Origin of the sequence: Serratia sp. 14-2641 (assembly GCF_001692375.1) — a bacterium.
Taxonomy (GTDB): Bacteria; Pseudomonadota; Gammaproteobacteria; order Enterobacterales; family Enterobacteriaceae; genus Chania; species Chania fonticola_C.
This window is the reverse complement of record NZ_LXKR01000077.1, coordinates 113,069-138,388: the sequence shown is the minus strand read 5'-3', so window position 1 is coordinate 138,388 and position 25,320 is coordinate 113,069. Positions and strand designations below refer to the sequence as shown.

At 50.5% G+C, this 25,320-nt stretch carries 28 protein-coding genes; 6 read left to right on the top strand and 22 right to left on the bottom strand.

What is annotated here, in order from left to right; translation table 11 throughout:
- Nucleotides 1-145 precede the first annotated feature (145 nt).
- Nucleotides 146-385: a DUF1127 domain-containing protein gene (locus A6U95_RS30195; protein ID WP_074423398.1), complete on the bottom strand. Its 240-nt coding sequence runs from the start codon at nucleotides 383-385 to the stop codon at nucleotides 146-148.
- Nucleotides 386-550: 165 nt separating this feature from the next.
- Here A6U95_RS30195 and A6U95_RS24170 point away from each other — a divergent pair, with 165 nt between their 5' ends.
- Nucleotides 551-2,002: a PLP-dependent aminotransferase family protein gene (locus A6U95_RS24170; RefSeq protein ID WP_065686345.1), complete on the top strand. Its 1,452-nt coding sequence runs from the start codon at nucleotides 551-553 to the stop codon at nucleotides 2,000-2,002.
- 175 nt (nucleotides 2,003-2,177) lie between these two features.
- Nucleotides 2,178-3,110 (top strand): GGDEF domain-containing protein, encoded by a 933-nt coding sequence (locus tag A6U95_RS24165; RefSeq protein ID WP_065686344.1) that lies wholly within the window; start codon nucleotides 2,178-2,180, stop codon nucleotides 3,108-3,110.
- 350 nt (nucleotides 3,111-3,460) lie between these two features.
- Here the strand turns inward: A6U95_RS24165 and pfkB are convergent, their stop codons facing one another.
- Both pfkB and A6U95_RS24155 read right to left on the bottom strand, forming a co-directional pair.
- The gene (pfkB, locus tag A6U95_RS24160) at nucleotides 3,461-4,402 is read right to left on the bottom strand and encodes a 6-phosphofructokinase II (RefSeq protein ID WP_065686343.1); all 942 of its coding nucleotides are present in this window, start codon (nucleotides 4,400-4,402) and stop codon (nucleotides 3,461-3,463) included.
- Between the two features lie 796 nt (nucleotides 4,403-5,198).
- The gene (locus tag A6U95_RS24155) at nucleotides 5,199-5,408 is read right to left on the bottom strand and encodes a hypothetical protein (RefSeq protein ID WP_065686342.1); all 210 of its coding nucleotides are present in this window, start codon (nucleotides 5,406-5,408) and stop codon (nucleotides 5,199-5,201) included.
- Nucleotides 5,409-6,045: 637 nt separating this feature from the next.
- Here A6U95_RS24155 and A6U95_RS24150 point away from each other — a divergent pair.
- The 3 genes from A6U95_RS24150 (at nucleotide 6,046) to A6U95_RS24140 (ending at nucleotide 6,963) form a co-directional block, all read left to right on the top strand.
- The gene (locus A6U95_RS24150; protein WP_065686341.1) at nucleotides 6,046-6,324 is read left to right on the top strand and encodes an AlpA family phage regulatory protein; all 279 of its coding nucleotides are present in this window, start codon (nucleotides 6,046-6,048) and stop codon (nucleotides 6,322-6,324) included.
- A complete protein-coding gene (locus A6U95_RS24145) occupies nucleotides 6,308-6,598 on the top strand; it encodes an AlpA family phage regulatory protein (RefSeq protein WP_065686340.1) in 291 nt (96 codons plus the stop codon). The genes A6U95_RS24150 and A6U95_RS24145 overlap by 17 nt, the downstream gene beginning before the upstream one ends.
- A gap of 125 nt (nucleotides 6,599-6,723) precedes the next feature.
- Entirely contained in the window at nucleotides 6,724-6,963 is a 240-nt protein-coding gene (locus tag A6U95_RS24140) for an AlpA family phage regulatory protein (RefSeq protein ID WP_065686339.1), read from the top strand.
- 422 nt (nucleotides 6,964-7,385) lie between these two features.
- Here the strand turns inward: A6U95_RS24140 and A6U95_RS31140 are convergent, their stop codons facing one another.
- The 14 genes from A6U95_RS31140 to A6U95_RS24085 all read right to left on the bottom strand — a co-directional run bounded on the left by A6U95_RS31140 (nucleotide 7,386) and on the right by A6U95_RS24085 (nucleotide 22,135).
- A complete protein-coding gene (locus A6U95_RS31140) occupies nucleotides 7,386-7,547 on the bottom strand; it encodes a hypothetical protein (protein WP_158006240.1) in 162 nt (53 codons plus the stop codon).
- 173 nt (nucleotides 7,548-7,720) lie between these two features.
- Nucleotides 7,721-8,260: a hypothetical protein gene (locus A6U95_RS24135; RefSeq protein ID WP_065686338.1), complete on the bottom strand. Its 540-nt coding sequence runs from the start codon at nucleotides 8,258-8,260 to the stop codon at nucleotides 7,721-7,723.
- 347 nt (nucleotides 8,261-8,607) lie between these two features.
- Nucleotides 8,608-8,745, bottom strand: a complete 138-nt coding sequence (locus A6U95_RS31315) for a hypothetical protein (protein WP_198927324.1) — start codon at nucleotides 8,743-8,745, stop codon at nucleotides 8,608-8,610.
- Nucleotides 8,746-8,755: 10 nt separating this feature from the next.
- Complete coding sequence (locus A6U95_RS24130) at nucleotides 8,756-11,230, bottom strand: hypothetical protein (RefSeq protein ID WP_065686337.1); 2,475 nt, start codon at nucleotides 11,228-11,230, stop codon at nucleotides 8,756-8,758.
- A 2-nt stretch (nucleotides 11,231-11,232) separates the two neighbouring features.
- Nucleotides 11,233-13,032, bottom strand: coding sequence for a hypothetical protein (locus A6U95_RS31310; protein ID WP_065686336.1), 1,800 nt, complete (start codon nucleotides 13,030-13,032; stop codon nucleotides 11,233-11,235).
- Nucleotides 13,029-15,878, bottom strand: a complete 2,850-nt coding sequence (locus A6U95_RS31305; RefSeq protein WP_065686335.1) for a hypothetical protein — start codon at nucleotides 15,876-15,878, stop codon at nucleotides 13,029-13,031. Before A6U95_RS31305 ends, A6U95_RS31310 begins: the two co-directional genes overlap by 4 nt.
- Before the next feature lie 4 nt (nucleotides 15,879-15,882).
- A complete protein-coding gene (locus A6U95_RS31300; RefSeq protein ID WP_171407030.1) occupies nucleotides 15,883-16,056 on the bottom strand; it encodes a hypothetical protein in 174 nt (57 codons plus the stop codon).
- 440 nt (nucleotides 16,057-16,496) lie between these two features.
- Nucleotides 16,497-17,075: a hypothetical protein gene (locus tag A6U95_RS24115; RefSeq protein WP_065686334.1), complete on the bottom strand. Its 579-nt coding sequence runs from the start codon at nucleotides 17,073-17,075 to the stop codon at nucleotides 16,497-16,499.
- A gap of 310 nt (nucleotides 17,076-17,385) precedes the next feature.
- Nucleotides 17,386-18,018 carry a hypothetical protein gene (locus A6U95_RS24110; RefSeq protein ID WP_065686333.1) on the bottom strand — a complete coding sequence of 211 codons (633 nt, stop codon included), beginning with the start codon at nucleotides 18,016-18,018 and terminating at the stop codon, nucleotides 17,386-17,388.
- Between the two features lie 415 nt (nucleotides 18,019-18,433).
- Nucleotides 18,434-21,193 (bottom strand): TOPRIM and DUF927 domain-containing protein, encoded by a 2,760-nt coding sequence (locus A6U95_RS24105; RefSeq protein ID WP_065686478.1) that lies wholly within the window; start codon nucleotides 21,191-21,193, stop codon nucleotides 18,434-18,436.
- Nucleotides 21,193-21,543 (bottom strand): hypothetical protein, encoded by a 351-nt coding sequence (locus tag A6U95_RS24100; protein WP_065686332.1) that lies wholly within the window; start codon nucleotides 21,541-21,543, stop codon nucleotides 21,193-21,195. Before A6U95_RS24100 ends, A6U95_RS24105 begins: the two co-directional genes overlap by 1 nt.
- Nucleotides 21,543-21,752 carry a hypothetical protein gene (locus A6U95_RS24095; RefSeq protein ID WP_065686331.1) on the bottom strand — a complete coding sequence of 70 codons (210 nt, stop codon included), beginning with the start codon at nucleotides 21,750-21,752 and terminating at the stop codon, nucleotides 21,543-21,545. The genes A6U95_RS24100 and A6U95_RS24095 overlap by 1 nt, the downstream gene beginning before the upstream one ends.
- Nucleotides 21,745-21,924 (bottom strand): DUF4222 domain-containing protein, encoded by a 180-nt coding sequence (locus tag A6U95_RS24090; RefSeq protein ID WP_065686330.1) that lies wholly within the window; start codon nucleotides 21,922-21,924, stop codon nucleotides 21,745-21,747. Before A6U95_RS24090 ends, A6U95_RS24095 begins: the two co-directional genes overlap by 8 nt.
- Nucleotides 21,917-22,135: a host cell division inhibitor Icd-like protein gene (locus A6U95_RS24085; RefSeq protein ID WP_065686329.1), complete on the bottom strand. Its 219-nt coding sequence runs from the start codon at nucleotides 22,133-22,135 to the stop codon at nucleotides 21,917-21,919. The genes A6U95_RS24090 and A6U95_RS24085 overlap by 8 nt, the downstream gene beginning before the upstream one ends.
- A gap of 208 nt (nucleotides 22,136-22,343) precedes the next feature.
- Here A6U95_RS24085 and A6U95_RS24080 point away from each other — a divergent pair, with 208 nt between their 5' ends.
- On the top strand, nucleotides 22,344-22,535 hold the full coding sequence (locus tag A6U95_RS24080) for a YlcI/YnfO family protein (protein ID WP_065686328.1): 192 nt from the start codon (nucleotides 22,344-22,346) through the stop codon (nucleotides 22,533-22,535).
- A 328-nt stretch (nucleotides 22,536-22,863) separates the two neighbouring features.
- Here the strand turns inward: A6U95_RS24080 and A6U95_RS24075 are convergent, their stop codons facing one another.
- The 5 genes from A6U95_RS24075 to A6U95_RS24060 all read right to left on the bottom strand — a co-directional run bounded on the left by A6U95_RS24075 (nucleotide 22,864) and on the right by A6U95_RS24060 (nucleotide 25,312).
- On the bottom strand, nucleotides 22,864-23,346 hold the full coding sequence (locus tag A6U95_RS24075) for a hypothetical protein (protein WP_241810722.1): 483 nt from the start codon (nucleotides 23,344-23,346) through the stop codon (nucleotides 22,864-22,866).
- On the bottom strand, nucleotides 23,339-23,530 hold the full coding sequence (locus tag A6U95_RS24070) for a DUF4222 domain-containing protein (RefSeq protein ID WP_065686326.1): 192 nt from the start codon (nucleotides 23,528-23,530) through the stop codon (nucleotides 23,339-23,341). Before A6U95_RS24070 ends, A6U95_RS24075 begins: the two co-directional genes overlap by 8 nt.
- Nucleotides 23,523-24,332, bottom strand: a complete 810-nt coding sequence (locus A6U95_RS24065; RefSeq protein WP_065686325.1) for an antA/AntB antirepressor family protein — start codon at nucleotides 24,330-24,332, stop codon at nucleotides 23,523-23,525. Before A6U95_RS24065 ends, A6U95_RS24070 begins: the two co-directional genes overlap by 8 nt.
- Before the next feature lie 95 nt (nucleotides 24,333-24,427).
- The gene (locus tag A6U95_RS30190) at nucleotides 24,428-24,625 is read right to left on the bottom strand and encodes an AlpA family transcriptional regulator (protein ID WP_074423397.1); all 198 of its coding nucleotides are present in this window, start codon (nucleotides 24,623-24,625) and stop codon (nucleotides 24,428-24,430) included.
- 222 nt (nucleotides 24,626-24,847) lie between these two features.
- Nucleotides 24,848-25,312, bottom strand: a complete 465-nt coding sequence (locus tag A6U95_RS24060; protein WP_065686324.1) for a hypothetical protein — start codon at nucleotides 25,310-25,312, stop codon at nucleotides 24,848-24,850.
- Nucleotides 25,313-25,320: the final 8 nt, after the last annotated feature.

Below are 25,320 nucleotides of genomic sequence, written 5' to 3'. Positions count from 1 at the left end.
AACCCTTCCCTTTTCCTATGACTTTGACTTTTGGTGGCGGTAGTCTTTGCCACCTCTTTTTTTGTGAGCCAGTTATGAGGCGCAGCATGCCGCTGAGATGAGGTTTCTATAGCCTCCTCTCATGTTCTACTCTCCTTAACCCAGCTCAGCGCCAGAACGGACGGCTGTAGTCTCGCTTGATATCATCCCGGCGTAGACCGATATCCTTTAGCTGATCGCCATTCAGTCTTGCCAGCGTATTGGCTGCTTTGCGCCTCTCATTCCAACGCTTTACCCATCTGTATGCTTTTAGCCATAAACGGACAACAATATTACGGCGTTTATTTCCTGTTTCCTCAGCTGACAAGCAGCCGCCATCAATTTGATTTTCAATAACATTACTCATAATCAGCTCCCCGTCAGTCGATGAGCCATTAGCATGATGCTTCGGTGAAAAACATTACAGATGCAAAAGCTGGCTATTATTTCCATACAGATATGTGCTAAACAGTCTGAATGGTAAAAATCAACGCCATCTGTACTGGTCCCTTCTCTTTATCAGGTGATATCCATGACTCGCTACCAACAATTGGCCAATATCCTTAGCCAACGCATCAAAGAAGGGCTGTATGTGCCCGGAGAGCGGCTGCCTTCCGTTCGGGTGCTGAGTGACGAACACGGGGTCAGTATCAGCACCGTACAGCAGGCCTATCGGCAACTTGAAGAATGCCTGCTGATCGAGGCGCGGCCGAAATCGGGATACTTCGTGCGTTGTAGCTCAAATCTGCCTGCTCTCCCCGCGCTATGCAGCCATGCACAAAGGCCGGTCGAGATATCTCAGTGGGAAAATACGCTGGAGTTTTTAAAGGCTAGCGCTCAGGACAATGTGCTACATCTGGGCGTCGGCACGCCGGACCTGTCTGGCCCAGGCCTGAAAATACTCAACCGTTTGCTCGCCCGTATCAGCCTGCATCAAAGCGAGGAAGTGCTGGATTACGACAGTATTTACGGCACTCTGGCGTTGCGTGAGCAGATTGCCCGCCTGATGCTGGACAGCGGCAACCATCAATCGGCAGACAATATCATCATTACCTCTGGCTGCCATGGCGCACTGGCGATTGCCTTAGGGGCCGTTTGCCAGCCTGGCGACATTGTGGCTGTGGATTCCCCCAGCTTTCATGGTGCAATGCAGACGCTGAAAGGCATGGGGATGAAGGTGATTGAAATCCCCACCGATCCGGTGGTGGGTATCAGCCTGGAGGCGTTGGAAATGGCGCTGGATCAGTGGCCGATCAAAGCCATCCAGTTGACACCGACCTGCAATAACCCGTTGGGTTACAACATGCCGAATGAGCGCAAGAAAGCGCTGTTGACGTTGGCTCAACGCTATGACGTAGCGATTATTGAAGACGATGTGTATGGTGCTCTCGCTTATCAATACCCACGCCCGCCGACCATTGCCTCCTTTGATGAGGATGGCCGCGTATTGCTGTGTAGCTCCTTCTCTAAAACCGTTGCGCCCGGCCTGCGGGTTGGCTGGATTGCACCAGGCCGTTACTTAGAAAAAGCGTTACATATAAAGTACATTTCCGCCGGGCGGGTGCCCACCTTACCGCAGTTGGCCATGGCTGAATTCATCAAGCAGGGGCATTACCTGCAACATTTACGCCGCATGCGCCGCCAATATCAACGTAATCGCGACATTATGACGGGTTGGATCATGAAGTATTTCCCGCCGAATACCTGCCTGAGCAGGCCGCAAGGGAGCTTTATGTTATGGGTAGAGCTGCCTTATGGGTTCGATAGCCTGCGCCTGAACCGCTGTTTGCTGCCGCAGGGCATACAGATTGCCGTCGGATTTATCAGTTCTGCGGCAGGAAAATACCGCAATTGCCTCCGGCTCAGCTACAGCAAGCCCATGACCCGCGAGATTGAACATGCGATCCAAAAGGTGGGCAAGACGATTTATGAATTGCTGGAGGTGGAACAAGCCTCGCCGGAGATTCAGGTTCTCAGCCCCTAGGCTCTTTTTGGCAGGAACAACTCCGTTCTGACCCAGTTTGTAACTAAGGTCAAATAACGGACACGGCCCCTTCTCAACGACTACACTTGTAAAATTGGTTTGATCGCGTGTGATCTCTTGATGCTACGTTGCTTACCAACAACGTTCTCCCTACGATCCCACTAACGGACTTTGTATGAAGATTGAAATTCTTAAACAGGCAGTTATGGATTCACGAGACGGCATCACTATCTCTGACAATACCATAGACGACAATCCTTTGATTTTTGTCAATCCGGCTTTTGAGAGAATGACCGGCTACTCCTTCGAAGAAATCACCAACATCAACTGCCGATACCTACAAAATAACGATCGGGAACAGCCAGAACTGGAGATTGTGCGCAACGCCGTTAAAAAAGGCGAGTACTGCCTTGTAACCTTGCGAAACTACCGCAAGGATGGAACCATGTTTTGGAACGAGTTAAGCATATCGCCAATTCATGATGAGAGTGGGACTGTAACCAATTTTATCGGGATCCAAAAAGACGTAACACCAAGAATGATAATCCAGCAACAGCTTCGTGATGAGCATCGGTCCCTCGAGGAAATGAAAATACACTTCGAGCAACTCTCCATAAAGGATGGACTCACCGGGATTTATAATCGTCGCTTTTTTGATACACAGTTCGACATTCAATGCAAAATTGCCATCCGTAATGGCGACTCATTGACGCTCGCCATGATCGATGTCGATCACTTCAAATCATTCAATGATATTTATGGACATCAGGCAGGCGATGAAGCGCTAATACGTGTCGCGGATTGCTTGAGTAAGTCCTTCAAGCGGGGTTCTGATTTTGTAGCCAGGTATGGCGGCGAAGAATTTGTCATTCTTTCCAATGGCATGACGAAAGGTCAGGCAACGCTGTATGTGCAGACGCTATGCCAACTGGTGCGAGATTTGAGAATACCGCACTCCGCTTCCAGTACAGGATACTTGACTATAAGCATAGGTTTTTCAGTTCATACATTTGGCCAACTGCCCTCGCCTAACGTACTACTGACACATGCCGATAAAGCTCTCTACGTAGCTAAAGCCCGGGGCAAAGATCAGTTTTTCAGTCTTTAGGTTCTGTACGAAAATCTGAGGGGCATGGAGATGAACTGGAGATCTCCTGGCATATTGCAAACGCAACCGGGGTTTTACGTTCACCTTCAGCCATTGTGGAATGCCGCGATGCGCGGAGAGGTAAACCGGGAAAAATCAGCAAGGGGCAATTTTTTAGTCTGGATCACGAAATGATGAAACGAGGTACAAAAGTTGTAGCCCGGAAGCGAGCGCCACCGGGCGAGGGAAATTAACCCACCCGCATTTTCACAACCACTTTACGCACCTTCGCGGGAGTCCCCACAGCGCACAGCGGCTTACGGATGATTAATCCTATTGCAAAATAACCCGCGTCGCCTGGTTTGCCAGGCTCAGCCACGCGAACTTTTGCAAATGTAGTCATACAGGCGCTGGGTGTCCGCCAGTGAACAGAGCCGCGTTCCAAGATTAAGCGTGGCTGCACTGCCCGCTGCGACGCCGAACCGAACCATATCCACCAGGTCTGCCCCGTTCGCCAATTTCAGCACCATCGCGCCTACCATGCTGTCACCGGCCCCGACGGTGCTAAGTTTCTTCACCGGTGGCGGGACTATCTGTATACAGGTGTCACTATCAACGGCGAGAGCTCCTTGAGGGCCGAGTGATACAACAACCCGCTCAGCTCCCCCCTGTTGCACCAACTCCTTAGCGGCAGCCCGGACATCATCAGGGTGCTCCAATGACCGCCCGATAAGCGCAGACAGCTCATTCTGATTCGGTTTTACCAAAGCCAGCCCCCCTACATCCAGGCAGGCCTGTAAAGCATCCCCAGAACTGTCGACGATACAGTGCAATCCCATGGCTTGCGCCTGCTTAATCAGGTCGGTTAATTTTGCCAGCGTGGTGCCCGGTGGCAAGCTGCCACTAATCACCAGAATCGAACCATGAGGGATCTTCTGCACCTGCAACAAAATCTGGTCAAACTCGGCATCATTAACCCTTGCCCCTGGCATAACAAAGCGAAACTGTTCACCGCTATTATCCACATGGACATGCAGGTTCTGCCGTGTCCAGTCCTGAGCTTTCAGGGTTTCTGTAACAATGCCTTCCCGATCAAGCAACTCTTTTAAATGCTCGCCCGTTGGCCCGCCAATTGGAAAGATCGCACTGGCTTGCCCACCAAGATAAACAACGGCACGGGCAACATTGATGCCACCCCCACCAGGTTCAAAAATGGGGGTGGTGCAGCGTAGTTTCCCTTCAGGGTAGATCCTGGGAGTTGTCGTCGCGCTATCGAGAGAAGGAGAAAGTGTTAAAGTAAAAATCTGAGTCATGATGGTCAAATCCTCTTATTTTGATTTTACTTTGTTGATTTGGTTGAGGAAGAAAAGGGAAAATGTTGGTCATGCACCGAGACTGGGAGAATTTACCCGAGCCAGAATATATCCGTACACCACAAGTATATACCCTTGTTCTCTTAAGCAGCAGGTGGGCGGGAAACGCTGTTTGAAGAGGCGATATCATCATCTCTTTTCGGATCCACCAGGGCATAAAAAAGACGTCGGTTGACGTCTGTTTACTTCGAAATGATCCCGTACAGGAATAAACACTACGGCGTCATCTTATTGGGCTTGGCGGTGTCTACTTGGCGGGCATTTAACTTCATTGGGGTGCCCACTTCGTTGAGCCTGGACATACCACCAGATATACCCCCACATACATGTAGATTTCAGTAGAACCAGGTAGACGTTGGGATACGGTGATATCAGCTGTAATAGGCAGCCTAAGAGTATTTGGTAGATTTTAATAGACGTTGGGAGAAGTAAAACCCTACAGGAGTCGATAAAAACTCATAATAGAATGATTTATATTAATATTTTTATATTCAATTTCATATCATACCCCCAATCATACCCCCAAATGTTTTTGTGCCCGCCTAGATTGCTCACTTTTCACCCTACGGTGTCACTGATTGAAACCTGAGTACCTTGAACGGGGATCCGGCCACAGGGGCATTTTTGTCCTCTGGTACATACGGGATAATCCCGCATCATGGAACGGTTAACCCCTACACAACATCTTCGGATAGCCGCTCCCTGAGGTATAAAAAACCGCCCGTAGGCGGTTGATTTAAGATTTCAGAATTTGTTCATAATTAGTCGGGAATTCCACCCCGGGCTCGACCTTCAAAGATTCAACCTTTTTGATGATTAGCGCCTTAACTTCTTCGTTACCGTTTTTATAGTATGGTGACATAGCATCGAGTATCGGCTTGCTATCCCACCCGGTAAGCTCTTGCCCACGAAGGATTGAATACAGCTCTTTATTTAACTTTTCCATGCCTTCTCCAGTCTTGTTTTTGAGAGCGCATTATATCACCACATTCACATCGAGACTGAACAACACGATCAGCTTTACCCGCTCACGGTCATGTCGACATGGGTTGCAACGTGACAATCTAAATAAAACTAATCAGGTCAATTTATTTTAGACAAGCATAATCGTTTATCAAGGCATGAAAACAGCTCAAAGCCAGAGGGGGCGCGGGCTAGTAGTAATTGATGTTGCTGCGCTTGGTGCTCATTCCGTCCATAACTGTCTAGTATTTAGCTGCCCGAAGTTGCCACGCTGAAACATGTTTTCGGCAATCCTCAACGTGGCTGCTGCCCGCAAAGCCCCATTCCACCGTTTGAAAGCGTTTTCCCCCTGACATTTCTCTATATATAAGCAAAAGTATGTTGGTTCAGTCGGTTCAGTTGGTTCAATTTGTAAAGATGCTTGTTTTATAAAGCTTTATTTTCAAAAAGTGAACCAACAAATGCCAATTTTGAACCAACAAACGGGTTTTATGTGTTGGTTCAGTTCCAATTCAGCTCTTTGGCAACCAATGTCACAGATCTCTTCAGAAAATCAGATTACTGAGGCCGATCACTGTCTACATCTCTGGATAGTTAATCGCAAATATGGAGATATATCTATGAAAGCAGCAATTGGGAAACAACAACTCCTGGCAATGGTGCCTTTGAGCTGGTCAACGATCGAGGCGCTGGAGAAAGCAGGCGAATTCCCTGAACGTTTTCGCATTACCCCACAACGCGTAGCCTGGAACCAAGACCAGATTGAGCAGTGGCTTGATGAACGGCAGGCTAAATTTTCTGGTGTCGCCATTACCAACCACCCTCGTGCCAACATGAGGCGCCACGATAGTTTCGCTGAGTTGACCACAAAGGAGGTCAACGATGAAAACAGCGATTGATAAAAAAAAGCTCCTGCAAATAGTACCGCTGTCCTTTTACACCATCAATGCACTGGAGAAGGCAGGGGAGTTCCCTAAACGGTTCGCTATCACCGAGGGTCGCGTCGCTTGGAATGGGGACGAGGTTGAGGTGTGGCTTGATGCCCGCCAAGCGGCAGGCACAGGGACGCAGCCAGTAAACATGCCAGATGTTAGGTTACGTAAGACGCGTCCGGTAACTAAAGGGATTGCAATACAAGCCGCGGTAAGAGGTGATCCAGGCTTTGCTCTGTGAGGAGCATAATTTGTAGATCATCGCCATGGTAGATGACTAGGCAGATAATGGTAACCGACCAACTCATCAAACCATGGCTCTCTGTTGTCTAAAATCTTGCGGAATTAGCCGCAAGGAGATCAACGATGAAAGCAGCAATTAATAGGAAAAGGCTTCTGCAAGTGGTGCCGCTATCTGATTCCACCATTGGCCGCTTGGAGAAACAAGGCAAGTTCCCGGCCCGGTTCAACCTCGCAGGCGTCGTCGCCTGGAACCTTGAAGAAGTCGAAACCTGGCTAGACTTGCACCAAGAGCAGGGGACCGGCATGGAAACCAACAGAAAGCCTGACGTTAGGCTGCGTAAGGCGAGGCCTGTGCCTTTATAGATGGCAATGTGAACCAGATCATACAAGCCTCTGTAAAATTTGACCACGCCTGCTCCGTGAGACCCGCAACTTTCCCCCCTAGCGGATAAGTTGGCAGGTAATAGTCACTATGCAGCTGGTGTCGTCAATGAAGTTGAGGTGATGTGCTAGCCAAGTGCATGGCTAAAATTGCGACACTACAGAACAGAGTTCATCGAACAACAGACAAAGATCAGCTACCACTTATTGCCGCTAGCGCTGCATTGGTTGTAAGTCTTCTGTCTGCTAAAGAATTCTGTACACATTACATGTTTTGTGGCCGGGGCAAAAAAACGCATGTGGATTTTTGGGAGAGATTGAGCAAAAGAAAGCACTTTCTAACAGATAAGAAAAAGCCCGCATCATGCGGGCTTGCTTCTATAAGCTGCTTACAAAGCCTAAAATTAGGCAACTTTGCGCTGACGGCGCGGCCCTTGAACTTCGCGTGCTGGTGCTTTCGCGCGTTCTAACAGGGTTGGAGCGGCTCTAGTTAGAAGCTCGATAGATGCACCAATGCGAGCATAAGTGTCGACTGTATCGAACTTAGCTTCTTTAGCATATGACATGTGACATCTCCTTAGCGTGTGGGTAACCCCACGTGACTCTCTTTACAAGAAAAACTGTAAAACTGGTTGTAGCCGTTCCACAGTGATGATGATAGTAGTTGTTGTGTCGACAAAGATCCACCGTTTTTGTCACCATAAAGGTAACTACTTGTTGTGCTGTCGACAGGTAAAACCTAGAAAGCATTCTCCGGATTACCAAGTGCCGCCTGGAGTTCCTCAATGGTGCATATCATGCGGTATGCGCATGTAGGATCATCCTTAAACCCGAACTTACCGTAATAGCCTCGGAGTTCTTGGTCTGGTTCTGACACAACTACATTGGCTCCATGGACAGCATCAGTAAATATGTAGGCTGCCATGAAGGTAAACAAGGCCATGCGTTTGTAAAGAGGGTGACCTTCATCGTCCCTAACGAAATTCTCTATCATGTAGACTTCAAAAGATTGAGTATCTGTGCGGTATGCACAAAGAGATATCCCTGCTGGGTAACCTTCTGATTCAGAAAGTATTTTGAAACATAGATCGATACTATTTTCTTTCCCCGTGTACTGACCTATACCCCATTCCCAATTCAGATCACCGTACATCCCCGATGCAAGAAGCTTGTAATCAGCATCTTTCAGTGGGCCAACAGCCAAACCCAGTTCCATTCGGTCTATCAATAGTTGTAGCGCATTTCTGGTCTGTTCACCGACTTCTTGTAAAGTAAGCATCGATAACATCCTTTTTTAGCAAGTCATCCATGGTAACTTTTTTGTGAGAGAATGAAAAATGCAGAAGTGCCTTTCATACGGCCACTCCAAACCAGGTGAAGATGTTGATCGGCGATGCGGTTGTGGATAACTGGGGAGCAATGGACTATTGAGGCTTGATCATGAAAATAAGGAACATCCACGCCCCGAAGCGGGACAATAATTTATTAGCACTACCGCGACCAGCCAAAGGTAATGACCAGATTAAGAATGCTACAATCATGGGGATGGCTCGTTATAGCCAAGCGATGAAAGAGCTTGCAGAGGTGTAAGCCCGCCTAGCGGGCTTTTTGTTGGATTGTAAGCAACTAATCCACCATAGGACCGGCGACCGCAAGCAACGTCAGGACGACTGCAACGGCAAATTGCCCATCATCAATAATCCCTCTTCTTTCCATAATCCCAAGGGCAATAATAAAAATTACCCCCAGACAGAAAAGCACCATTTAGTACTCCTTACTGCGGTAACCTATCCTGCGGCCGCCACCAGTACGTCTGGTTAAACTCTTTCTTGGATCTTTTCTCCATTCGGCGCAGGTAGCCGGGAGAAAAATATTCCTGCATCTGATTGAATATCAGATGATCCAACACAGCTTTTGTGTACCACAGGTTTTGCCCAGGTATCAATCCTTTGCCAAACTTCACCAGATCCCCACCAGTTTGCTCTGGTTTCCCTTCTACAGCATTCAGCGGGATACCCTGAACCAATTTGACCGCATCGTCAACAAGACCAGCCACAGGGCCAAGAAGTGATGCCAGCGCACCGCCACCGTATCGAGTGTGATCAGATAGAAGGAAATCCCCGTACAGTCCCAAACCACCACCTTTAAGCAAAGCGTTAATCCAGAATTGTGGTGCCTTATCTCCGAAAGCTTCGCGAGGGTTGCGACCAGAAAGCATATCGTTTATCTGCTGCGACATTGCGCCAAGGATGGTCGTACTGGCCAGGAACGCAGCAAGGTAAGCGGCACGGCCGCCAGCAGATGGCATTGCTGCTGCTCGCGCCCAATGGCGCATTACTACAGAGATAGGGAACGATTTAAAAAGAAATACACTGCGGTGTAGTTCGCCACTAATTGAGCCACGTTGCTTGTAAGCACCGGTGATCATGCGATCCCTGGCTCCAGGTGATATTACCGCCATATCCACCTCTTCTGCCACTGAACCCAGCAGCTTACGCATTGCCTCGAACCTGACGCGCTCCGGGTTACCGAACGCCTGCAGTTTGCTATCCGGTATGCGCATAATACTTTCAGGGGTAAGCATGGTTGAGTTGCCGTTGCCCCAATCCTCCTGGTCTGCCAAACGCCATACAGTCCAGTCTCGTTCGGATATACCTTTGCTCTTCAGGATGCGGGCATCATCATCTGCGATCCTGGCAAGGTCAGCGTGCTTGCGAACTAGGTTACCGATCCCGCCCATCATCGTAACGCCGTAGGCACGCTTACCCGCGTCACTCCATGCAGCCAAGCCGCTGGCACGCATTACCGCTGTTGCCGCCCACCGGGACGCTGACGGCCCCATATTATCCGTGGCCCATCGATTGACGCTGCCTATCAACGTATCCATAGAAAGACCGGCACTGCGGGCAAGTTGCAATTCCGTAGCATTAGCCGGGTTTAATGCCGCCAGTTGATTACGTAGCAACTGGGCCATTGGCAGGTTGTTAACCTTGGCCGTCAAATACATGGTGCCGTTATCCGATAGTGACGAGATCAACGCAGAGCCAAGACGGGTAGCAATGAGCCAATTCCTAACATGATTAGACCAACGGGCGATATGGGGGTTAGCTACCGGCTGCGTTTTTCCCGCGATAAAGTTGTAAAGGTTTTCGGTGCCATCCCTTAGCTTTCCTATGCTCGTTGCCTTTTGTGGATCCGCCTTCGCTGCCGCTCCTGACAACTCATCAAGCAGAGATCGGAAAACATGGTCCGGGTTTGGCCCGTAGGTTTCCACCAGGGCAATATCCTTACTGATCCCCTCAAGGTGGTTAACCATCACATCCCACATTGATTTTTCACCAAAGCGCTGCTGGTACTCCAGGTACGTTTCAGCATCACGAAAATGGATCTGCCGCTCGGCGTTACCACGATTGGCACGTGCACCAGAAATACGCATACCTGAATCGCCAAGTTTATTCATGCCGCCGGTAGCTATCGTTTCATAGGCATTCCCCAGGAATGCGGTAACTTCGGCGCCATTCATCAGTTCGCCGTTTTCTTTCACATATTTATTTCGGTCGAGTTTACCGCTGACAAAGCTAACCCACTCGCCCTGAGTGGCCTTTGCCACTTTGGCCATAGAGTGGTGCTGCGGTAAGCCCCAATCCTCTAGGCGCCCTATGTCGCCGCCCATATCGTTGAAGCGCTGGCGCAGTAGTTCCGACACATCCCGCCATGCTTTAGCGCCTTTTTTCGCTCTCGCGTTTAATGTGTCCTGCCCTCGAATTTCATAAACCAGATCGCGAACACCCTGAGCATCTTCAAAAAGTTGGAAGAAGCGAGGATCGATGGCTTCGAATAACTCATCAAGCTGGCTCAGCGAATAATCGCGAGTTGCTTTGGCTCTGGACTCGACAGAAAGAAAGTTAGCTCTCCCGTCAGCATGAAAGGCAATAGTGCGGTTTAGAGCTTCTAGTTTACCACCCTTCCCCTGATAGCTGTTGATGTAGGAATCAAGACGCTGACGGGCAGCTATCGTGAGTGCCACCCTGCGCTTTTTCAGGGCCGCCTCTGCTTGGAGTTCATCGGCGGCAGCCTGGCCAGCGCGTTTCATACGCTCAGCAGCACTGAGGCTTTGCCAAGCGGCCGGGTCATTGCGAGCCAAATTGCGCATGTTTTTAACAATGCGATCCTCAATCCCTTTAATCTCTGCCATGGTCAGCGATCTGTTTGCTGCATCTTTAACGGCTTGAATACAAGCATCTTTCATTATTATCCCCTCAAGAAACAGCTTACGGCCACGTCAAATAAACTCGCGTCATGCTTGGCGTTTTCTACATCGCGGTTTGCCTGCTCCAGCAACTCGGATGCCCTCACCGAAGTAATGGTGTCGTCCGGATTTAAGACATGAATTTGCAGATCGGGATTTTCAGCAACTGCGCGCTCTGCATCGCGAATATCCGTTTCAACATTGGTCGTTTCATCAGCACCACGAATCAGCCGCTCAACTGCGGCAATCTCATCTTGCTGGATTTGTTCGCGGGATCTTGGCTTCGGTGTGGAAAAGAGGGAAAGCCCATGAGCTTCGGTTTGCTCAATTGCTTGGCGCTGGCGCTCCAGTGTTGACCGTGCATCATGGAATCGTCCACCTGGTGAGCTATCAGCAAGCCTGGTTTGACGGGCTGTAATGTCTGAACGTAATGCCTCAATCTCCTTGGTAAGCCGCTGTAGCTCGCCCTGGCGCTCTTTGCGTGCCTCCGCCAACTTGCGACCGCTTCCCGACAAAGGTTGCTCCTGCAGGCGTTGCAGTTCGGATTCCGCTCGGGTAGCTCGGTGTGATAGATCATTTATTTCGCGGGACAATACCTGCCGTTCGCCGCGGGGAATAACCTGCGAGGCCAGTTCCGAAAGATCCGTCGTTTCCCTGGCGCGGGCGGTAATGCCTTCATCGACAAGGCCCAACGCTTCACGGACAGAAAGCGATGCCATGTCTACGCGCGGTGTTCTCTGTAGAAACTGTGCCCCATCCATCAGCGCCCCAACATCAACAGGATGCCCGGCCAGAACGTCAGCCATTGCTTTGTTCATGGCGTTATAGTGCGCATTGCGGGAAAGCACGCTGACAGGAACACCAGGGGAAGCTGTAACTTCATAATTGAGATGTGAGCTGGTTGTCAGTGCTGCTGACACCTCATCAGAAGTAACAGTACGCGTGGGGACGTTTTCACCGCGGCTATTGAGGAATCGGCCCAGGCCACCAAAGGCAACGCCCAGCACTGCATCTGTTGCCAGTGCGTGACCATCCAGGATGTCATACTGCCTGGCCATCTCATCATACCCGCCACGCCGAAGGGTTTCGGCAGACAAGCCACGTTGCGCCATGCCGAGGGCAACGCTGGTACCGGCTGCGTAGAACATATCAGGGGCAGCTCTTACGCCTGCCGCCGCGATAGCTCCAGCCCTACCGCCTGCGCTGGATAATGCCGCGCCAGCACCTTCAGCTACAATCCCACCCGCACGTAATCCCAACGACATTGGAAGCACCGCCCCCAGGGCAGATGTGCCGCCAGTAACCAGAGCTTTTTCAACTGCGGTACCATAATCAACACCATCAGCGCTGGATTTTTCATAATCGGAAAATCCCTGCGAAGCGCCCACCGTTGCCGCGGCGCCTGGTAGCCCCCCCACCAGCGAACCAGCAACAGCTTGGCCGCCGATCTCTGCGAGTGAAAACAACACCTGCCCGGCGGTGCCGGTGGTACCACGATCGGGGGTCAGCGCTCTAACCTGCTGCTCGGCCAGCCTGCGCTGTTCCTTTATGAAAGATTCCGATGTGTCGTTAATGCCGAAGGTGTCATTCACCGCACTTGCAATCGGTGAGACAACAGCATCAACGCCAGCCCAAGCAACTTGATCGGCCTGAGTTACCCCGGCATACAACCCTTTGAACGGCGCTGTGAATGCACCATCGAAGAAATCTGCATCGGAACGAGAGGAAGAACCAATCAAATTTTCTGCTGCGGCCGCCAGCTCTTTATTCGTTTGCGCCTGATTGAAGCCAAAATAACTCATTCCGGAATACCTCCATGCCCAAAGCGCACGCGCTCGTTGTTCAGACGTAGTACAAATGGGTTTCCGTCTTTTCCTGGCAGATAAGCTCCACCATTTTTAATAAGATATTGGCCATCACCAAGGCTTTGTAATCCATACTGACCAGGAGAGGCTTTAATGCCAGCATCAACTATTTGCTCTTTCCATGCCTTATCCACCTCCTGATCAAATTGGCTTTCAGACATCCCCCAAGGCAAGAAAATATCGCCCATTCCGTTGTAGTCATAAACCCCACCAGTCGCGACGTTGATAGCCTGCGTCCAGGCATTTTTATCATACTCACCAGAGAAAGTGCCTTTACGCGCCATCAGCCCCGCATAGTAATCTTTAGCGACCTCAAGAGCCTGCTCAGCACCTGCAGCGTCACCAGCAAAAGCATTGCCTACTGCATCAACAAAGTCAGGGCGTAGATCGGTGTCTTTTGGCATTGGAATACCCTTGGTTTCATTAACGACACCATTGATATTGGTCTTGATCCCCTTTCTTGCATTGGCCCCTTCAATTATTGTTTTGGCTGCCACATCAGGGCTAACCATCGTGTCAGAGACCAACCCCCAACCCCACCCAGATTTAGCAACCACGTTGCTACTCTTACCCATGATTGCCCCGGCAACTGCGGCGGATGGAGCATGGTTGCTGATCTGCTGCATGGCTGCAGAATACTCCGCACCGGTGCCCAACCCTTGCCGCATGGAGTCGAGATAGGCGATTGATTGAGAAGAGGGCGCATTAGTCAACATGTCGCCAAGTTGAGCCGCCTCCTGCTTGGAGAATATTGTTAGCGGCGTTCCGTATTGCCGTGATACCTGTACAGCAGATGAGGCACGGCTCACAAGGCCCCCTTTCAAGACTACCGGGTTACCGATATTGATGGGGTCAACTTGGCTTAGCTCAGTTGCATACTGGATAGGATCGGCCACCCTTGCCTTGTTAACCGTGTTCACTGCTTGGGCTAAGATCCGTTGACGCTTTGATGCTGCATCAAACCCATCACCAGGCACCGGCTCACGCATGGTTAATAGGTCCTGCTGCGCTGTAAATGATAACTTCTGCACAGCAGCAATATCAGAGCCAAGCTGTTGCGTATCTCGAAATTGCTCGTATGCCGTTGGCCCGTTACGCTCACCGTAAGCAGTGATGAACTCACCCAACTTTGGTGGGTTAGGTGCTTCCTTACCCATCAAGTAAGCAGCCTCAGCATCCTTGACACGCAACTCCAGTCCAACGCGATATTCTGATTGGTACTGGTTCCGCATCGATTGCATTTGACCGAGGTAAGACGCCTGATCTACTGGGCTAGACATATCGAAAGCCAGATCACCAGTGCGCCTCTTGGAGCTTGGCAGTGCTGTTATTCCAAGCGCGGCGCTGACGCCGTTATTAATCTGATCGGCGCTGATATTACTGGCCCCCTCTTTACCGTTCTCCTGCCGAATTATCCCGGCACACAGCTCGGCCAGCGTGCGCGGGTTGGTTACATCGATCTGGTCATTGGCACCAACACCGAGCCGGGCGCAAATGGCTTGGATATATTCAGCGGTTTTATTCTCTTTCGGAGGTGCCCACCGTGTAATGATCCCTCCAACAGTATCCAGCCCGTGCAGCCTGTTGTATGACAGCAGATTTTTGCCCAGGGCACGGATCCCATGTTCAGGCGTTTCGAACTTGGCAAAGCGGCCATCGCTGCCGGTCTGACCTTCCCATGGGTTTTTATCACTGAATTCTATGTTGCCTGGGTTGTTGTTACGCAGGCCAAGAGGATCGGAAGGTTTACCGACATACATATTCTCTTGTTGCTTATGAAGGGATTCAGCATAAGCTGTAGCGTCATCAGGGTTATCAAAAACGCCAAGATTCTTGCCTGTTTTTTCGTATAAGGCGATGGCTTCATCATCAGATAACAGCTTTCCATCATCGCTTACGGTTGGTATTAAAACCTCACCATCATCGGTGCCTATAGAAATACTTCGTACAGTGCTGATGCTTCCATCATCATTTTTAACCGTTGGCCGACTTAATAGATCGATGTTCCCAGCCGATACCATACCTTTTGTGGTTCCTGGTTGGCCGCCGTATTTGCTGCTTTCAGATGCCCTGGCCACACCACCAACATCTGACGGCTCACCATTGCGATCAAGATATTGCTGGAATTTACCGGACGCTACACGGGCCTGAAGGACACCGCGACCCATACTTTCACGGTAATCATTCCAGTTTGATTCGATCTCTTCATCACTCTGTCCGTGCGCTCTACCGTAGGAAAAAATCTGTTGCCCACCAAGAGAGAGGGAACTTTCGATTATTTCAGGATTGTCATAATTATCCCGCGCCTGACGCATCTGGTTAGCGATCATCCCCTGCTGCTGCCCTACTTCAAACTGCTGGCGCTGACCAACTTCATACTGGCGTGCACGGTTGGCGAGAGGCTTTCCAGCTATCTCAAACTGGTTTCTAAATTGCTCTTTGGCGGGCCCGTCTGGGATAGAATTAAAAGCTTCTGCCGCCATAGTGCTTAATTTTCTGGCAACCTCATCTCCCTGGCCGATGGCTTGGGCACCCTGCTTTGTGATCAGACCGGTCTGCGGATTGTTGATCAGGTCGTCACCATCGCTCTGAAATTTAACCAGCCTATCCTGAGCAAAGGCCAGATCCTGCTTCTCTTTCACCTGGCCCAGCGCCTGCAAATAATTGCCGCCTACCTGGGCGAGTTGTTCACCAAGCCCCTGCTGTGGCAACCGAAGATTGACGTTGTTGACCGGGGCCATTTCTGGCGCTGTTTGGCGTTGGGAAATCGGTACTGTTGGCATGGAGCTATTCTCCTACTTGCTGTAATGCTTTGCGGATGAGGCCGCGGGCGATGTCTTGGAGGGATGGCGCAACACCAAGTGGGGATTTACTGCGTTCCTGCTCTTGAAGGCGTTTCATCGCCTCAACGCAGTCATGCTCGATAAGTATTGGTTTAGGGTTAAAGCGGGTGTTTTTCATGTATGCATTCCCATGGCTGGTTATTCATACAATGATACTCCAGACCAAAAAACACGCAAAATAAATTAACCATAAAAAACACAATAAAGAGAAAATATTTCTACCAAAAGTTATATTTAAAGAATTTTATCGCACCGGATTATCAGTTATTAACCATTTGAAAGTGATGGATAACGTAATGATTTTGCGTATAAAAAATGATAACTATTGTGATGAAGGTTGGTCTGGTGGGATTCTTTCGAAGGTGTGAACCGCCAAGAGGCGGGTGATCTGCTGTGTGACTTGTCGTGACCAGTCACGCTTTATCGTGTGACACGTCACAGGTGAGTCTGGTGTAAAAATCTTATGGGCGCACGTTCCTCCATTACAACCATCGTTCATGGCCACCGGTAAGCCAGTGGCTTGAAGATTGAGCGTCAGGATTGCTGACTCACAACCTCCTAAGTTCGCTCAATCTTTCCTGTCAGTCGTTCGATAATCGGTATAAATACCTTCCAATATCTTTCCTCCAGCCGGAACAAATGCCAGCGTTTACGCTCGAACGTTTCCCACCTCATGCCCTTGGGCTTTGCGAATTGAAAAGGCGTCTTGACCAGGTTCATTAGGTCCGGTGTGTCATAGTCCCAGATGGCAAGGCGCTTGCTTCTGATTAACCGGCGCATTCTGGTTATCCGATCCTCGCTCTGGCTGGCGTAGTGAAGCCCCCAGCACTTACGGCAGGCGATACTCTTACGCCCGATATGTAGCTTTGCGCATCGCTGGTGGCAGTGAGGGCATAGATACCAATGCCGCACACCATAACCGGCCTTGGTGATTGTCAGTGATAGCCTGAACGAATGCCCGTTGATGGTGGCCTTGTATCCGTTGTCGCTTCTGGCGATCCACAGCGTCCCGCTTTCGGTGGTGGTGTAGATGGCGTAGCTGTCTGGTACATCTGCCAAGTTTTGGCGCATATTCCCCAGGAACGTCAATCCGATGCGGGGGAGTGCATCTGCGTAGCTCCGGGTTCGCTCTCTCATTTTCGCAATCTCCAGATTTTTGAATACGAAATAATATGGGAGTTGTAAGCAATGCGAATCGTGCGCAATCGTGCTTATCCCTGTCGTGGTGCGGCTTCTAGCCCGGCTTGCGCAATGTTTCAGGTTTCGTTTTGCGGGCCCATGAATCCAAAAAAATCGGGTTAGCGTTGAAGTGTGAGGGATCTGGTGGTCTGTCAGGTGAAGAGGGTAGTATTTATCTACCCGCCCCAGCTTCTCCAGTATTGCCAACCTCACGAACTCCGAACGGTTCCGCGCTGCGAGCATAAAAAACCCGCGCGAGGCGGGCCTGTCACAAATTAAAGAGCATTTCCCGGAAATTTGCCTCTCGGTCAGGAAACTCACCAAGTTTAAAATATCTGCACTCATCTTTTGTCAGCATGATGGCAATAATATCCCCACCAATATATATTCTTGACTCTATTGGCATACTTTCCTGCAATCGCCTTTGTTCACTCATCATGGATGGGATGGTCTCCATCAGATTTCCATCGATGATTTTACAATCTGGCTTTACTGCTGTTCCATAACCAAGTCTCTCAGACATGAACGAATTAGTTGACCTATAAGCGAATACAGTAACATCACCTGTTTCCTCACTGAAACCAATATGATAAACAGTTGTTGTCGATGATTCCGGGTCTATAGCCTCAGCATTTTTAAAATCATCCCACAAGGAAAGCAGCCCGTCTTGTGCATGGCAGTCAAGGTTTTCTATGCCAGACAGAAGCATCCTGCTGCTAACATGCTCCGCCCATTGGGAGGAAAATCCAGCCACCCCAACCCCAGCAATTATCATTCGTAAAGTTGGGATATAGGCAGCCTTATTCGTATAAAAAGCCGGACGACCATTGCTATCAACAGCCAACGTATCTGTTGCCACAACAGCCAAATCTGGCTGTGTATAAAAGATTAGTGATGACATAATTATCCTTAATCGCTATTTTTCAATATTGTCAGTGTCTTATCAGTAACAATCATACTCTCAAGCTCTCGATCTCGCATCGGTGTAAGCGACCATAGTTTGTCTTGTTACCCCCCTCTTCTTTAATGCTCTAGCACCAGATACGCAAAACATCATGACCGGAAAGCCCTTTATCTATCTGATAATATCCCCCTACAAGTAAGCGTTTGAGTGATTTTCCCTCTTATTCCGCTGGTTTTATGGCTCGTTATTTAAGCCACCAGCCAGAAACACAATAATTTGTTGGTTCAAAATAGGCATTTGTTGGTTCAGTGTTGGTTCAAAATCAAAGATAATTACCTTTAAAAACAAGCATCTTTACAAATTGAACCAACTGAACTAACTGAACCAACATGTTTTCTCGCACGTAGAGATTTTATTCTTCTGACTGTTCGCCGTCTGGCAGGTGGTGGATCACATAAACATTGATCTGTCGCCCATTGATACGCGGTGATTTCCGTTGAAAGCCTCGCCCACTGGCCGGCGGTGTCAGCATTCCGGCTCCCGCCAGCGCCTTTGCGAAATGCTTCGAGTTGAACCCTCGAGCTATCTCATCCTCAAACGCTGCCGGGAACGTGTAGAACACCACCGCATCACAATCATGCTTACCCTTGTCCCGGTACCCGGCCAAATCTCGAATAGGCAGGCTCTGAGGGTCATATGGCAGCGGCGCAAAGCGGCTCAGGCCGTAGGCATTCAAGAAGGCTTCCGTCTGCTCGATGATCTGTTGGTGCTCTTTGTTGCCGGTGCCGAACTCTTTTATCCAGGCATTGAAGTTGTGCTGTATCGCGTCCCGACACTCCTGCGCATCCCAGCCGGTAACAATGCCCCCGAACAACAGCGCCGCCTCCAGTACAGCGAACCGCGCTGCTACCCGGTGAACCTGCTCCCCATAGTCTGCCGGTATCAGTGAGCGCCAACGTTCCTCAGCGGTTCTCACCGCGGCTATGGCCTGTTGCTGGTGGTCGGCGAGGTGCTTAATCCAAAAGCGGCCAGCGGCCCCGTAGTTGTGTTGATAGGCATCTTTCAAAGCGTCAGCGTGGGCCTTGCCGTTGGCTGTTTCATGGTGTTGCTGTGATTTCTCCAATGGGATATTCAGCAGGCGCACCAGTTGCCCGGCCTTCACTTTGCGGCCAGCGGTAGCGATGAAGGTTTCAATATCCATTTCCCCGGTACTGAGCGCCACGGTACGCCAGCGCTTCAAATCGCGGTTGCCGCCCTCTTTGGCCCCTTGGAGCTTACCCACGCCGTTAAACAGGGTGTAGGCCGATTTCGCCACGCTATCCGGATCAGCGCCTTGGCCCACCTCATCCAGCGGCATCAGTCCGTCATTGTGCGCGGCGGCCTCGTTGGCTATCCCTAACGCCGTACCGAACCACGTCAGGCGCAAGGCGTCAGGCTCACCGTACAGACTGCTGGCAATATTGGCGGTCGTGGTCTTGCCGGCGCTGGATTGCTCGTAAAAGTGAATGCCGAATCCGTCAGCACCGGCCAGCCCAATGAGTGGCGCGGCCAGTGCCGCACCGATACCGGCCATCATGGAGGGATTGCCACGCGCCAATCGCGCCACAGAATCACGCCAGCTCTTCGGCGTTCCTTTGACGGTGTACCCCGCAGCGGCAGCACTGCGACCATTGAACAGCACCGGCCTTTCAGGTGAACCAATGACCTCACCATCCGGCATGATGTATGCCCCGCACTGCCAGCCTGTAGCCTGTGCCACACGCCAAATCTCATGAGAGCCAGCGCGTTGGAACCAGTCGGCCAGGGTAGCCCTGAGCGCGGTTTTCGTGGTCACGTTCACACCGCCCGCTTTCAGTGTGCGCCAGCCTTCACGCTCGCCAATGTCGGCTAGGGGAATGGCTGCGGTTGTTGGCAGGGGTTCGCCTACCGGTAGCCAACGGATAATCAGGTATTGGTCTTTGTCATCCCGACCGGTGCCGATCACTTCCAGTGGTGAACACAACCACGATTCATTGTTGATCACCTCACCGCTCACCTGGTCTACCTTCGGCGTGATCCAGAAAACGCCATCCTTGCGACTCTCAATGCGAGGTTTTAGCGGGTCAGCCTCTTGGTGGCCTTTTTTACCGCCCTCAATGGCTTTCAGTTGGACGCTCACTCCTTCCCCCTTGGGTTGATACAGTGAATTGTTAAACGCCAGTACAGCAACCTCTATCCCGTTCTGTTGGCGATAATCATCCCAATCAGCCTTGTGCTCTGTCGGTGGTATTGATACCCACCCGGCGACAGCGGTAGCGGCTTTCTCTGCGGCGATCCGGCCGGTGTTGGTGCTGCCGTCTGCGTGGTGGTCGTTATCTCCGGCAATGATGATTTGTGCCTCTGGGTACTTCCGGCGCATCACCTGAGCAACGTGTAGCAGGTTTCCGGCATCGATAGCGGCCACCGTTAGCGCATCATGGCGCATCAAGTGGGCGGTTAAGGTAGTTGCCAGCCCCTCGGCAATAATCACCGTGTGCAGCTGTTCTGGGGTGTTTACGGCATGGTATGCGCCGCGCTTGGTGCCATCCGTTACCTGCAGTTTCTCACCAGCGGGGGTGATGGTCTGTGCTGCCGTGACTGTGCCGATTTCGTCGGTCAGTGCCACCAGCAAGCGGCCATCTTTCAGGGTGGGGAAGGTGAAACCGGTCAGCCCCTTGGCCGCAAGGTAGGCCGATCCCCCCATCGCGGCGCTGTTACATAACGCGGTATAACGACGATTGAACCGCTGGCGCTTTTGCTCCAGTTCGGTGGCTTCTGCCTGCTGGCGATCCTGCTCACGCTGTTGGCGCTCAGCTTCGATTATTGCCTTGCTCTGGCTGGTGGCCTCTGGTGCTGTATCTGCTGTCCGGTAATCAATACCCAGCACATCAGCGACCATCCGTGCAGCTTCGGTGGCGTCGCACCGGTTCACCTTCTGGATGAGGTCTAACCCGTCACCCGCTCCGCATTGGTTGCAGAAATGCGAACCGCGCCCGTTATCATCGAACCGAAACCGGTCACGCCCACCGCAAGCAGGGCAGGCTACTTGTGCGCGTGGGCTAGCAGGAACGTCGATCCCCACCATCGGCAACACGTCAGGCCATCGGTTAGCTGCTGATTTGGTCACTTCGCGGATAAGGTCAATGTTACGCATCAAGCCGCCCCCCATTGCCTAGTACGGTCTGCGTACATATCTTTCTTTATGCTCTGCCAGACCGCCAAACCTCGCGGTGTCAGGTTGTCATCGTCTAAGCATTTGCTAATCATTTGAATAACTAAAAGATCCAACTGCGGGCAATTCAGCTTTAATGCACCCAAAAGGTAAGAGTCAACCAAGTCACGGATGCCAGGCACACCACCCATAATGGCAACATAGCTAGCTTGCCCATTCATGCCAAAATCGAACTGGCCACCCTTGTTCTGCTGCATTACGTGCCGATGCACAGCAAGCGCATACTGGTTTGCGATGGCATTCAGACGGGGATCATTAGTGATGAGTTTCATTAGGCAAGTCCACCCTCTGATGCTGTGTCCTCGATAGCCTCGTTGCACTGCAATTTACTCAGAAGATTGCTACCTATATTTTCGGCGGCATCGACTAAAAAGCTCTGGCGCTCGGGATCGTCAACATCGTTGATCGTGCGCAAGATTGCTAACAGGCACTCGGTGTCATGAATCAGTGCTGCGGTGAGAAAATGAGTTGTATTAGTCATGGGCTTTCTCTCCGACAAGGGTAAATTCAGACTCAAAACGATTGAGCGGATACGTGCATTCAGCCTGATAACCAGCCCGGGCAAATATCACACGATTGAAAATGCATGATTTGATGGTAATGATCTGGCCACGCTTATCTTGATAGCGTTCTTTTGGCATCGGTTTACGCATGGCTCACCTCCTGAACCGGCAGGCGGGCGGCCAATGACAGGATGAAGTGAGGGGCCAGCACTTGGCGGGCTTCGCGCTCGGTGTATGCCTCTACAGACATGCGGCAAAGCTTGGCGTTACGGTCTGAGCGTGATACCGCCAGAAAGCGCCAGGTGAACTTATTCGGGGTGAAGGAATTCCGCCCGGTTAAGGGTGTGGTATGATCTGACATAGCTACCTCGTTACTGTACTTAACGTTGGTGGTAAGACGCCTCGGTAGTGTTCCACCACTCCGGGGCGTCGCTATTTTGTGTGTTGCCTGTGCCTTACCTGTGGATAAGGTGTTAGAACACCATAGCCGTAAGTGTTCTAACACGTCAAGTATTTTATTTCCTCCACTTTTGTGTATAGTGCTTACACACCATCTAGGAGAAAAGCCAATGGCGACTAAGAATGTTAATAACAAGTCAAGCTTGAAGGGAATCCGCTTTCCACACGAACTAATTGAAGAAATAGACGCAAGCGTAGAGCGAGAGAAGCCAGAAAACCCCAGCGCCAACTTTTCCGCCTGGGTACTTGATGCCTGTGGGCGAAAGCTCAAGTTGGAGCAGCGCAAGAAACCAAAAGAGTGACCAAAGTGCGATTTTGCACTTTGCCTCACACACTCCGGGGTGGCAGAAATGCCGCCCTTTTTTATGGACTCAAAAAACCCAATCGCTACCGCTTTGCATACCCGGTGCGCAAAGGTTGCCGCATGTAAAAACCCATGCATAACAGCATTATCCAAAACTGGATAATGACCGGCAGCACTCAGAGACTTAGGAATTGTTAGGATCGCGCCACCAGCTACCCGGCTGCGTGTGTCAGGTTTTGACAGGTTCCAGGCATACCGGGTGCCGAGCTGTGACAAGCGGGCAGCCAGGGGAAAGGCTTCTTTCTGGCAGGCTGTAGTTATCGCCATCATCCCAGCACCTCCAGACGAACACCCTTAGCCGTATAGCCCTGAATACGAACACTATCAACACGGTGGCGTTTTTTGGTCAGAAATCGGAGGTGGTCGTCATACACGTACAGCCGTTGACCATCGACAGCCACCGGCTTGAAGGCTTTTTGAGGCTTATTTGACGCCTGGACAACTCGCATTAACTCTTTGTTTTTATTATCACAATCAAGCGACGACCCCTTATCATTCCCGGTCTTGCGATAGAGCCAGAAACGAGCATCTTTGCCTGTGATTTTTTTAGTACGAACCGGGACATAACCAGCACCGCGCATAGCCTTACCGAATGCCGCATCGTCCGGGTAATACTGGCGGCGTAGCTCAGTTGGCACCGACACAGCGAAACTCTGCTTAGTCCAGAATTCAGCCCATTGGCGCACCAGTTCAATCGGCAGGCCGTTAACCTGCACACCGCTTATGGCTGCTTTGTTGCTGCTATTCATCCTCACCCCCGGCGATAAGCTGATAACCATTGTCGAAGCGCTCTAACGGCTGTACGCATGGGTGCTCATATCCGTCGCGGTAGAACGTCACACGCAGGAACTCCACGCTAACCACCGTTACCCGGTGGCCGTGTGAGTCTTTGTAGCGCTGTCCTGGTTGAGGCTTACCTGTTGGCTTAGTCATAGTCAGCCCCCAGGCGCTTGGTTAACCAGCGTTGCGATAGGCGCATTAACTCAGCCTTACGCGGCTCGTAGTCCATCCCCATATCAATCAGAGTGATGTTGGTGCTTTCCATGTAGGAGAGGTGTTCAAGCTGTTCGGCGTTCATGCTGTCGCGTGGTTCGCCGTCAATGCCGTTTATCTGCGCCCACTGTTTGGCCGTAAGACCGCCCAGCACAATCTTGGCGATCATATTGCTTTCGTTGTTGTAGTGGTGCTGTAGCGTCTGCTTGCCCTGTTCGGCGCGGGCAGCATCCAGCGCGGCGCACATTGGTTTAAATAGGTTAGCGGCACCTATGCGGGCTTTAAGTTGGCGGCGGAAGCGTGCTGCCACTTCTGGAGCACTGCGTTGTAATTCTTCTTCACACTGGATAAAGTAACGGCGAACGGCGCGCCCCTGCTCGTTGCGCTCTACCATTGCCAGTTCTTTAGCCATGCTCAGAGTAATTAGGTAATCATGTTCGATCTGTTGTCTGCCTTTTGTGCTCGCCCGTTTTGGCGCGCTCAAATTTTCAACCAACACGTAATCGATAGTAGCTATAAAACCATATTGGCTAACACGTCCTTTAATCCAGTTGGTGAAATCACGGCCCACACCCAGCGTTTTATGTAATGCCTTTGCACTCACAGTATTACTTTCACGCCCACCTATCCGACCGTAAAAAACCGGCACTAAAATAGAAAACTCATTACTATTAATAACTCTATGACTTTCTTTAGGGTGAGTTTGGCCCCAGCCAGTACTGGCCGATTTTTCAATTCCCATTGGTTATCCCTCGTTAAAGTTATTGATTGCTGCCGATGAGCACTGAGTAGAATTCACCGGAACAGCACGCAACAATGAACACCTGTTTTTCTTTATCAGGCGACCTCCTTGCGGGATTCAGCAATTCGTTGATTGACCCATTCGTCAATCTCACTTTCAACAAAGGCAATGGCCCGAGGACCTAATTTTACAGAGGCAGGAAATTTATTCTGCGACATGAGGCGATAGATCCAGGCTTTGCTGTAGCCAGTACGGCGCTGGACTTCGGTAAGGCGAATAAGAGTATTTGTCATGTTTACCTCGTAACGTCTATTGTGGTTTACGAGATAAATGATTACATAAAAAAATGCTTTTATTTCATACCCTCAGGCATGAGGTAGTTTTGGTAAGGGGAACACCCTCAGGTCTGAGGGCGCCATGGTGACTAAATCGCCAAATAACCCTGAGGGCTAGTCCGATCCTACCCTGAGGGTTAACAGTCAAAGCTAGTGTTAACCCTTAGGGCTAGAGGTAAGTCATCCACGTTTGATCGGGCAAGCAACCATTTCAATGGCCTTAGCCTGAATGTTAGAAAAACCTTTATCCTCGAGCTCTTGGATGATTGCCGATTGATTCCCTCGCGTTGCCCTATCATTTTCCTGGTCATATTTACTCCACTCACTATTCCGTATCTCTATAGCCAATAGCAACGGATCATCACTCCTATACTTTCCTAGAAGTGAAGGAGTAGACTCTTTAAGCTTTTTGTTTTGCTCTTTTAAAATTTCATTCTCTTGCATTAGTTTTTCTAACAAAACTGTTTCTTCGACGCAGCTAGACTCGTCATACTCAAGCCGAATACTTTCTTTAATCTCATCTAGAGGAATATGTAAAAAAACACCAGTACCCTCTAAAAAATCCGACAAATCGCCCCTTCTAAACCCATAGCTATCGAAGAGTTCTGCTTTTACATTTTCGCTATTACCCCAGCCACCAGCCATATTCTATT

Excerpts from the sequence above, each read along its gene's own strand:
- A6U95_RS24165 (WP_065686344.1), top strand. The coding sequence starts at position 2,178 with ATGAAGATTGAAATTCTTAAACAGGCAGTTATGGATTCACGAGACGGC.
- A6U95_RS31300 (WP_171407030.1), bottom strand. The coding sequence starts at position 16,056 with ATGAAAAACACCCGCTTTAACCCTAAACCAATACTTATCGAGCATGAC.
- A6U95_RS24145 (WP_065686340.1), top strand. The coding sequence starts at position 6,308 with ATGAAAACAGCGATTGATAAAAAAAAGCTCCTGCAAATAGTACCGCTG.
- A6U95_RS24140 (WP_065686339.1), top strand. The coding sequence starts at position 6,724 with ATGAAAGCAGCAATTAATAGGAAAAGGCTTCTGCAAGTGGTGCCGCTA.
- A6U95_RS24155 (WP_065686342.1), bottom strand. The coding sequence starts at position 5,408 with ATGGAAAAGTTAAATAAAGAGCTGTATTCAATCCTTCGTGGGCAAGAG.
- A6U95_RS24080 (WP_065686328.1), top strand. The coding sequence starts at position 22,344 with ATGGCGACTAAGAATGTTAATAACAAGTCAAGCTTGAAGGGAATCCGC.
- A6U95_RS30190 (WP_074423397.1), bottom strand. The coding sequence starts at position 24,625 with ATGACAAATACTCTTATTCGCCTTACCGAAGTCCAGCGCCGTACTGGC.
- A6U95_RS24070 (WP_065686326.1), bottom strand. The coding sequence starts at position 23,530 with ATGACTAAGCCAACAGGTAAGCCTCAACCAGGACAGCGCTACAAAGAC.
- A6U95_RS24085 (WP_065686329.1), bottom strand. The coding sequence starts at position 22,135 with ATGTCAGATCATACCACACCCTTAACCGGGCGGAATTCCTTCACCCCG.
- A6U95_RS31310 (WP_065686336.1), bottom strand. The coding sequence starts at position 13,032 with ATGAGTTATTTTGGCTTCAATCAGGCGCAAACGAATAAAGAGCTGGCG.
- A6U95_RS24150 (WP_065686341.1), top strand. The coding sequence starts at position 6,046 with ATGAAAGCAGCAATTGGGAAACAACAACTCCTGGCAATGGTGCCTTTG.
- A6U95_RS24115 (WP_065686334.1), bottom strand. The coding sequence starts at position 17,075 with ATGAGAGAGCGAACCCGGAGCTACGCAGATGCACTCCCCCGCATCGGA.
- pfkB (WP_065686343.1), bottom strand. The coding sequence starts at position 4,402 with ATGACTCAGATTTTTACTTTAACACTTTCTCCTTCTCTCGATAGCGCG.
- A6U95_RS24135 (WP_065686338.1), bottom strand. The coding sequence starts at position 8,260 with ATGCTTACTTTACAAGAAGTCGGTGAACAGACCAGAAATGCGCTACAA.
- A6U95_RS31140 (WP_158006240.1), bottom strand. The coding sequence starts at position 7,547 with ATGTCATATGCTAAAGAAGCTAAGTTCGATACAGTCGACACTTATGCT.
- A6U95_RS24065 (WP_065686325.1), bottom strand. The coding sequence starts at position 24,332 with ATGGGAATTGAAAAATCGGCCAGTACTGGCTGGGGCCAAACTCACCCT.
- A6U95_RS24090 (WP_065686330.1), bottom strand. The coding sequence starts at position 21,924 with ATGCGTAAACCGATGCCAAAAGAACGCTATCAAGATAAGCGTGGCCAG.
- A6U95_RS24095 (WP_065686331.1), bottom strand. The coding sequence starts at position 21,752 with ATGACTAATACAACTCATTTTCTCACCGCAGCACTGATTCATGACACC.
- A6U95_RS24110 (WP_065686333.1), bottom strand. The coding sequence starts at position 18,018 with ATGTCATCACTAATCTTTTATACACAGCCAGATTTGGCTGTTGTGGCA.
- A6U95_RS24105 (WP_065686478.1), bottom strand. The coding sequence starts at position 21,193 with ATGCGTAACATTGACCTTATCCGCGAAGTGACCAAATCAGCAGCTAAC.
- A6U95_RS24100 (WP_065686332.1), bottom strand. The coding sequence starts at position 21,543 with ATGAAACTCATCACTAATGATCCCCGTCTGAATGCCATCGCAAACCAG.
- A6U95_RS24130 (WP_065686337.1), bottom strand. The coding sequence starts at position 11,230 with ATGAAAGATGCTTGTATTCAAGCCGTTAAAGATGCAGCAAACAGATCG.
- A6U95_RS24170 (WP_065686345.1), top strand. The coding sequence starts at position 551 with ATGACTCGCTACCAACAATTGGCCAATATCCTTAGCCAACGCATCAAA.
- A6U95_RS30195 (WP_074423398.1), bottom strand. The coding sequence starts at position 385 with ATGAGTAATGTTATTGAAAATCAAATTGATGGCGGCTGCTTGTCAGCT.
- A6U95_RS31305 (WP_065686335.1), bottom strand. The coding sequence starts at position 15,878 with ATGCCAACAGTACCGATTTCCCAACGCCAAACAGCGCCAGAAATGGCC.
- A6U95_RS31315 (WP_198927324.1), bottom strand. The coding sequence starts at position 8,745 with ATGGTGCTTTTCTGTCTGGGGGTAATTTTTATTATTGCCCTTGGGATT.
- A6U95_RS24075 (WP_241810722.1), bottom strand. The coding sequence starts at position 23,346 with ATGAATAGCAGCAACAAAGCAGCCATAAGCGGTGTGCAGGTTAACGGC.
- A6U95_RS24060 (WP_065686324.1), bottom strand. The coding sequence starts at position 25,312 with ATGGCTGGTGGCTGGGGTAATAGCGAAAATGTAAAAGCAGAACTCTTC.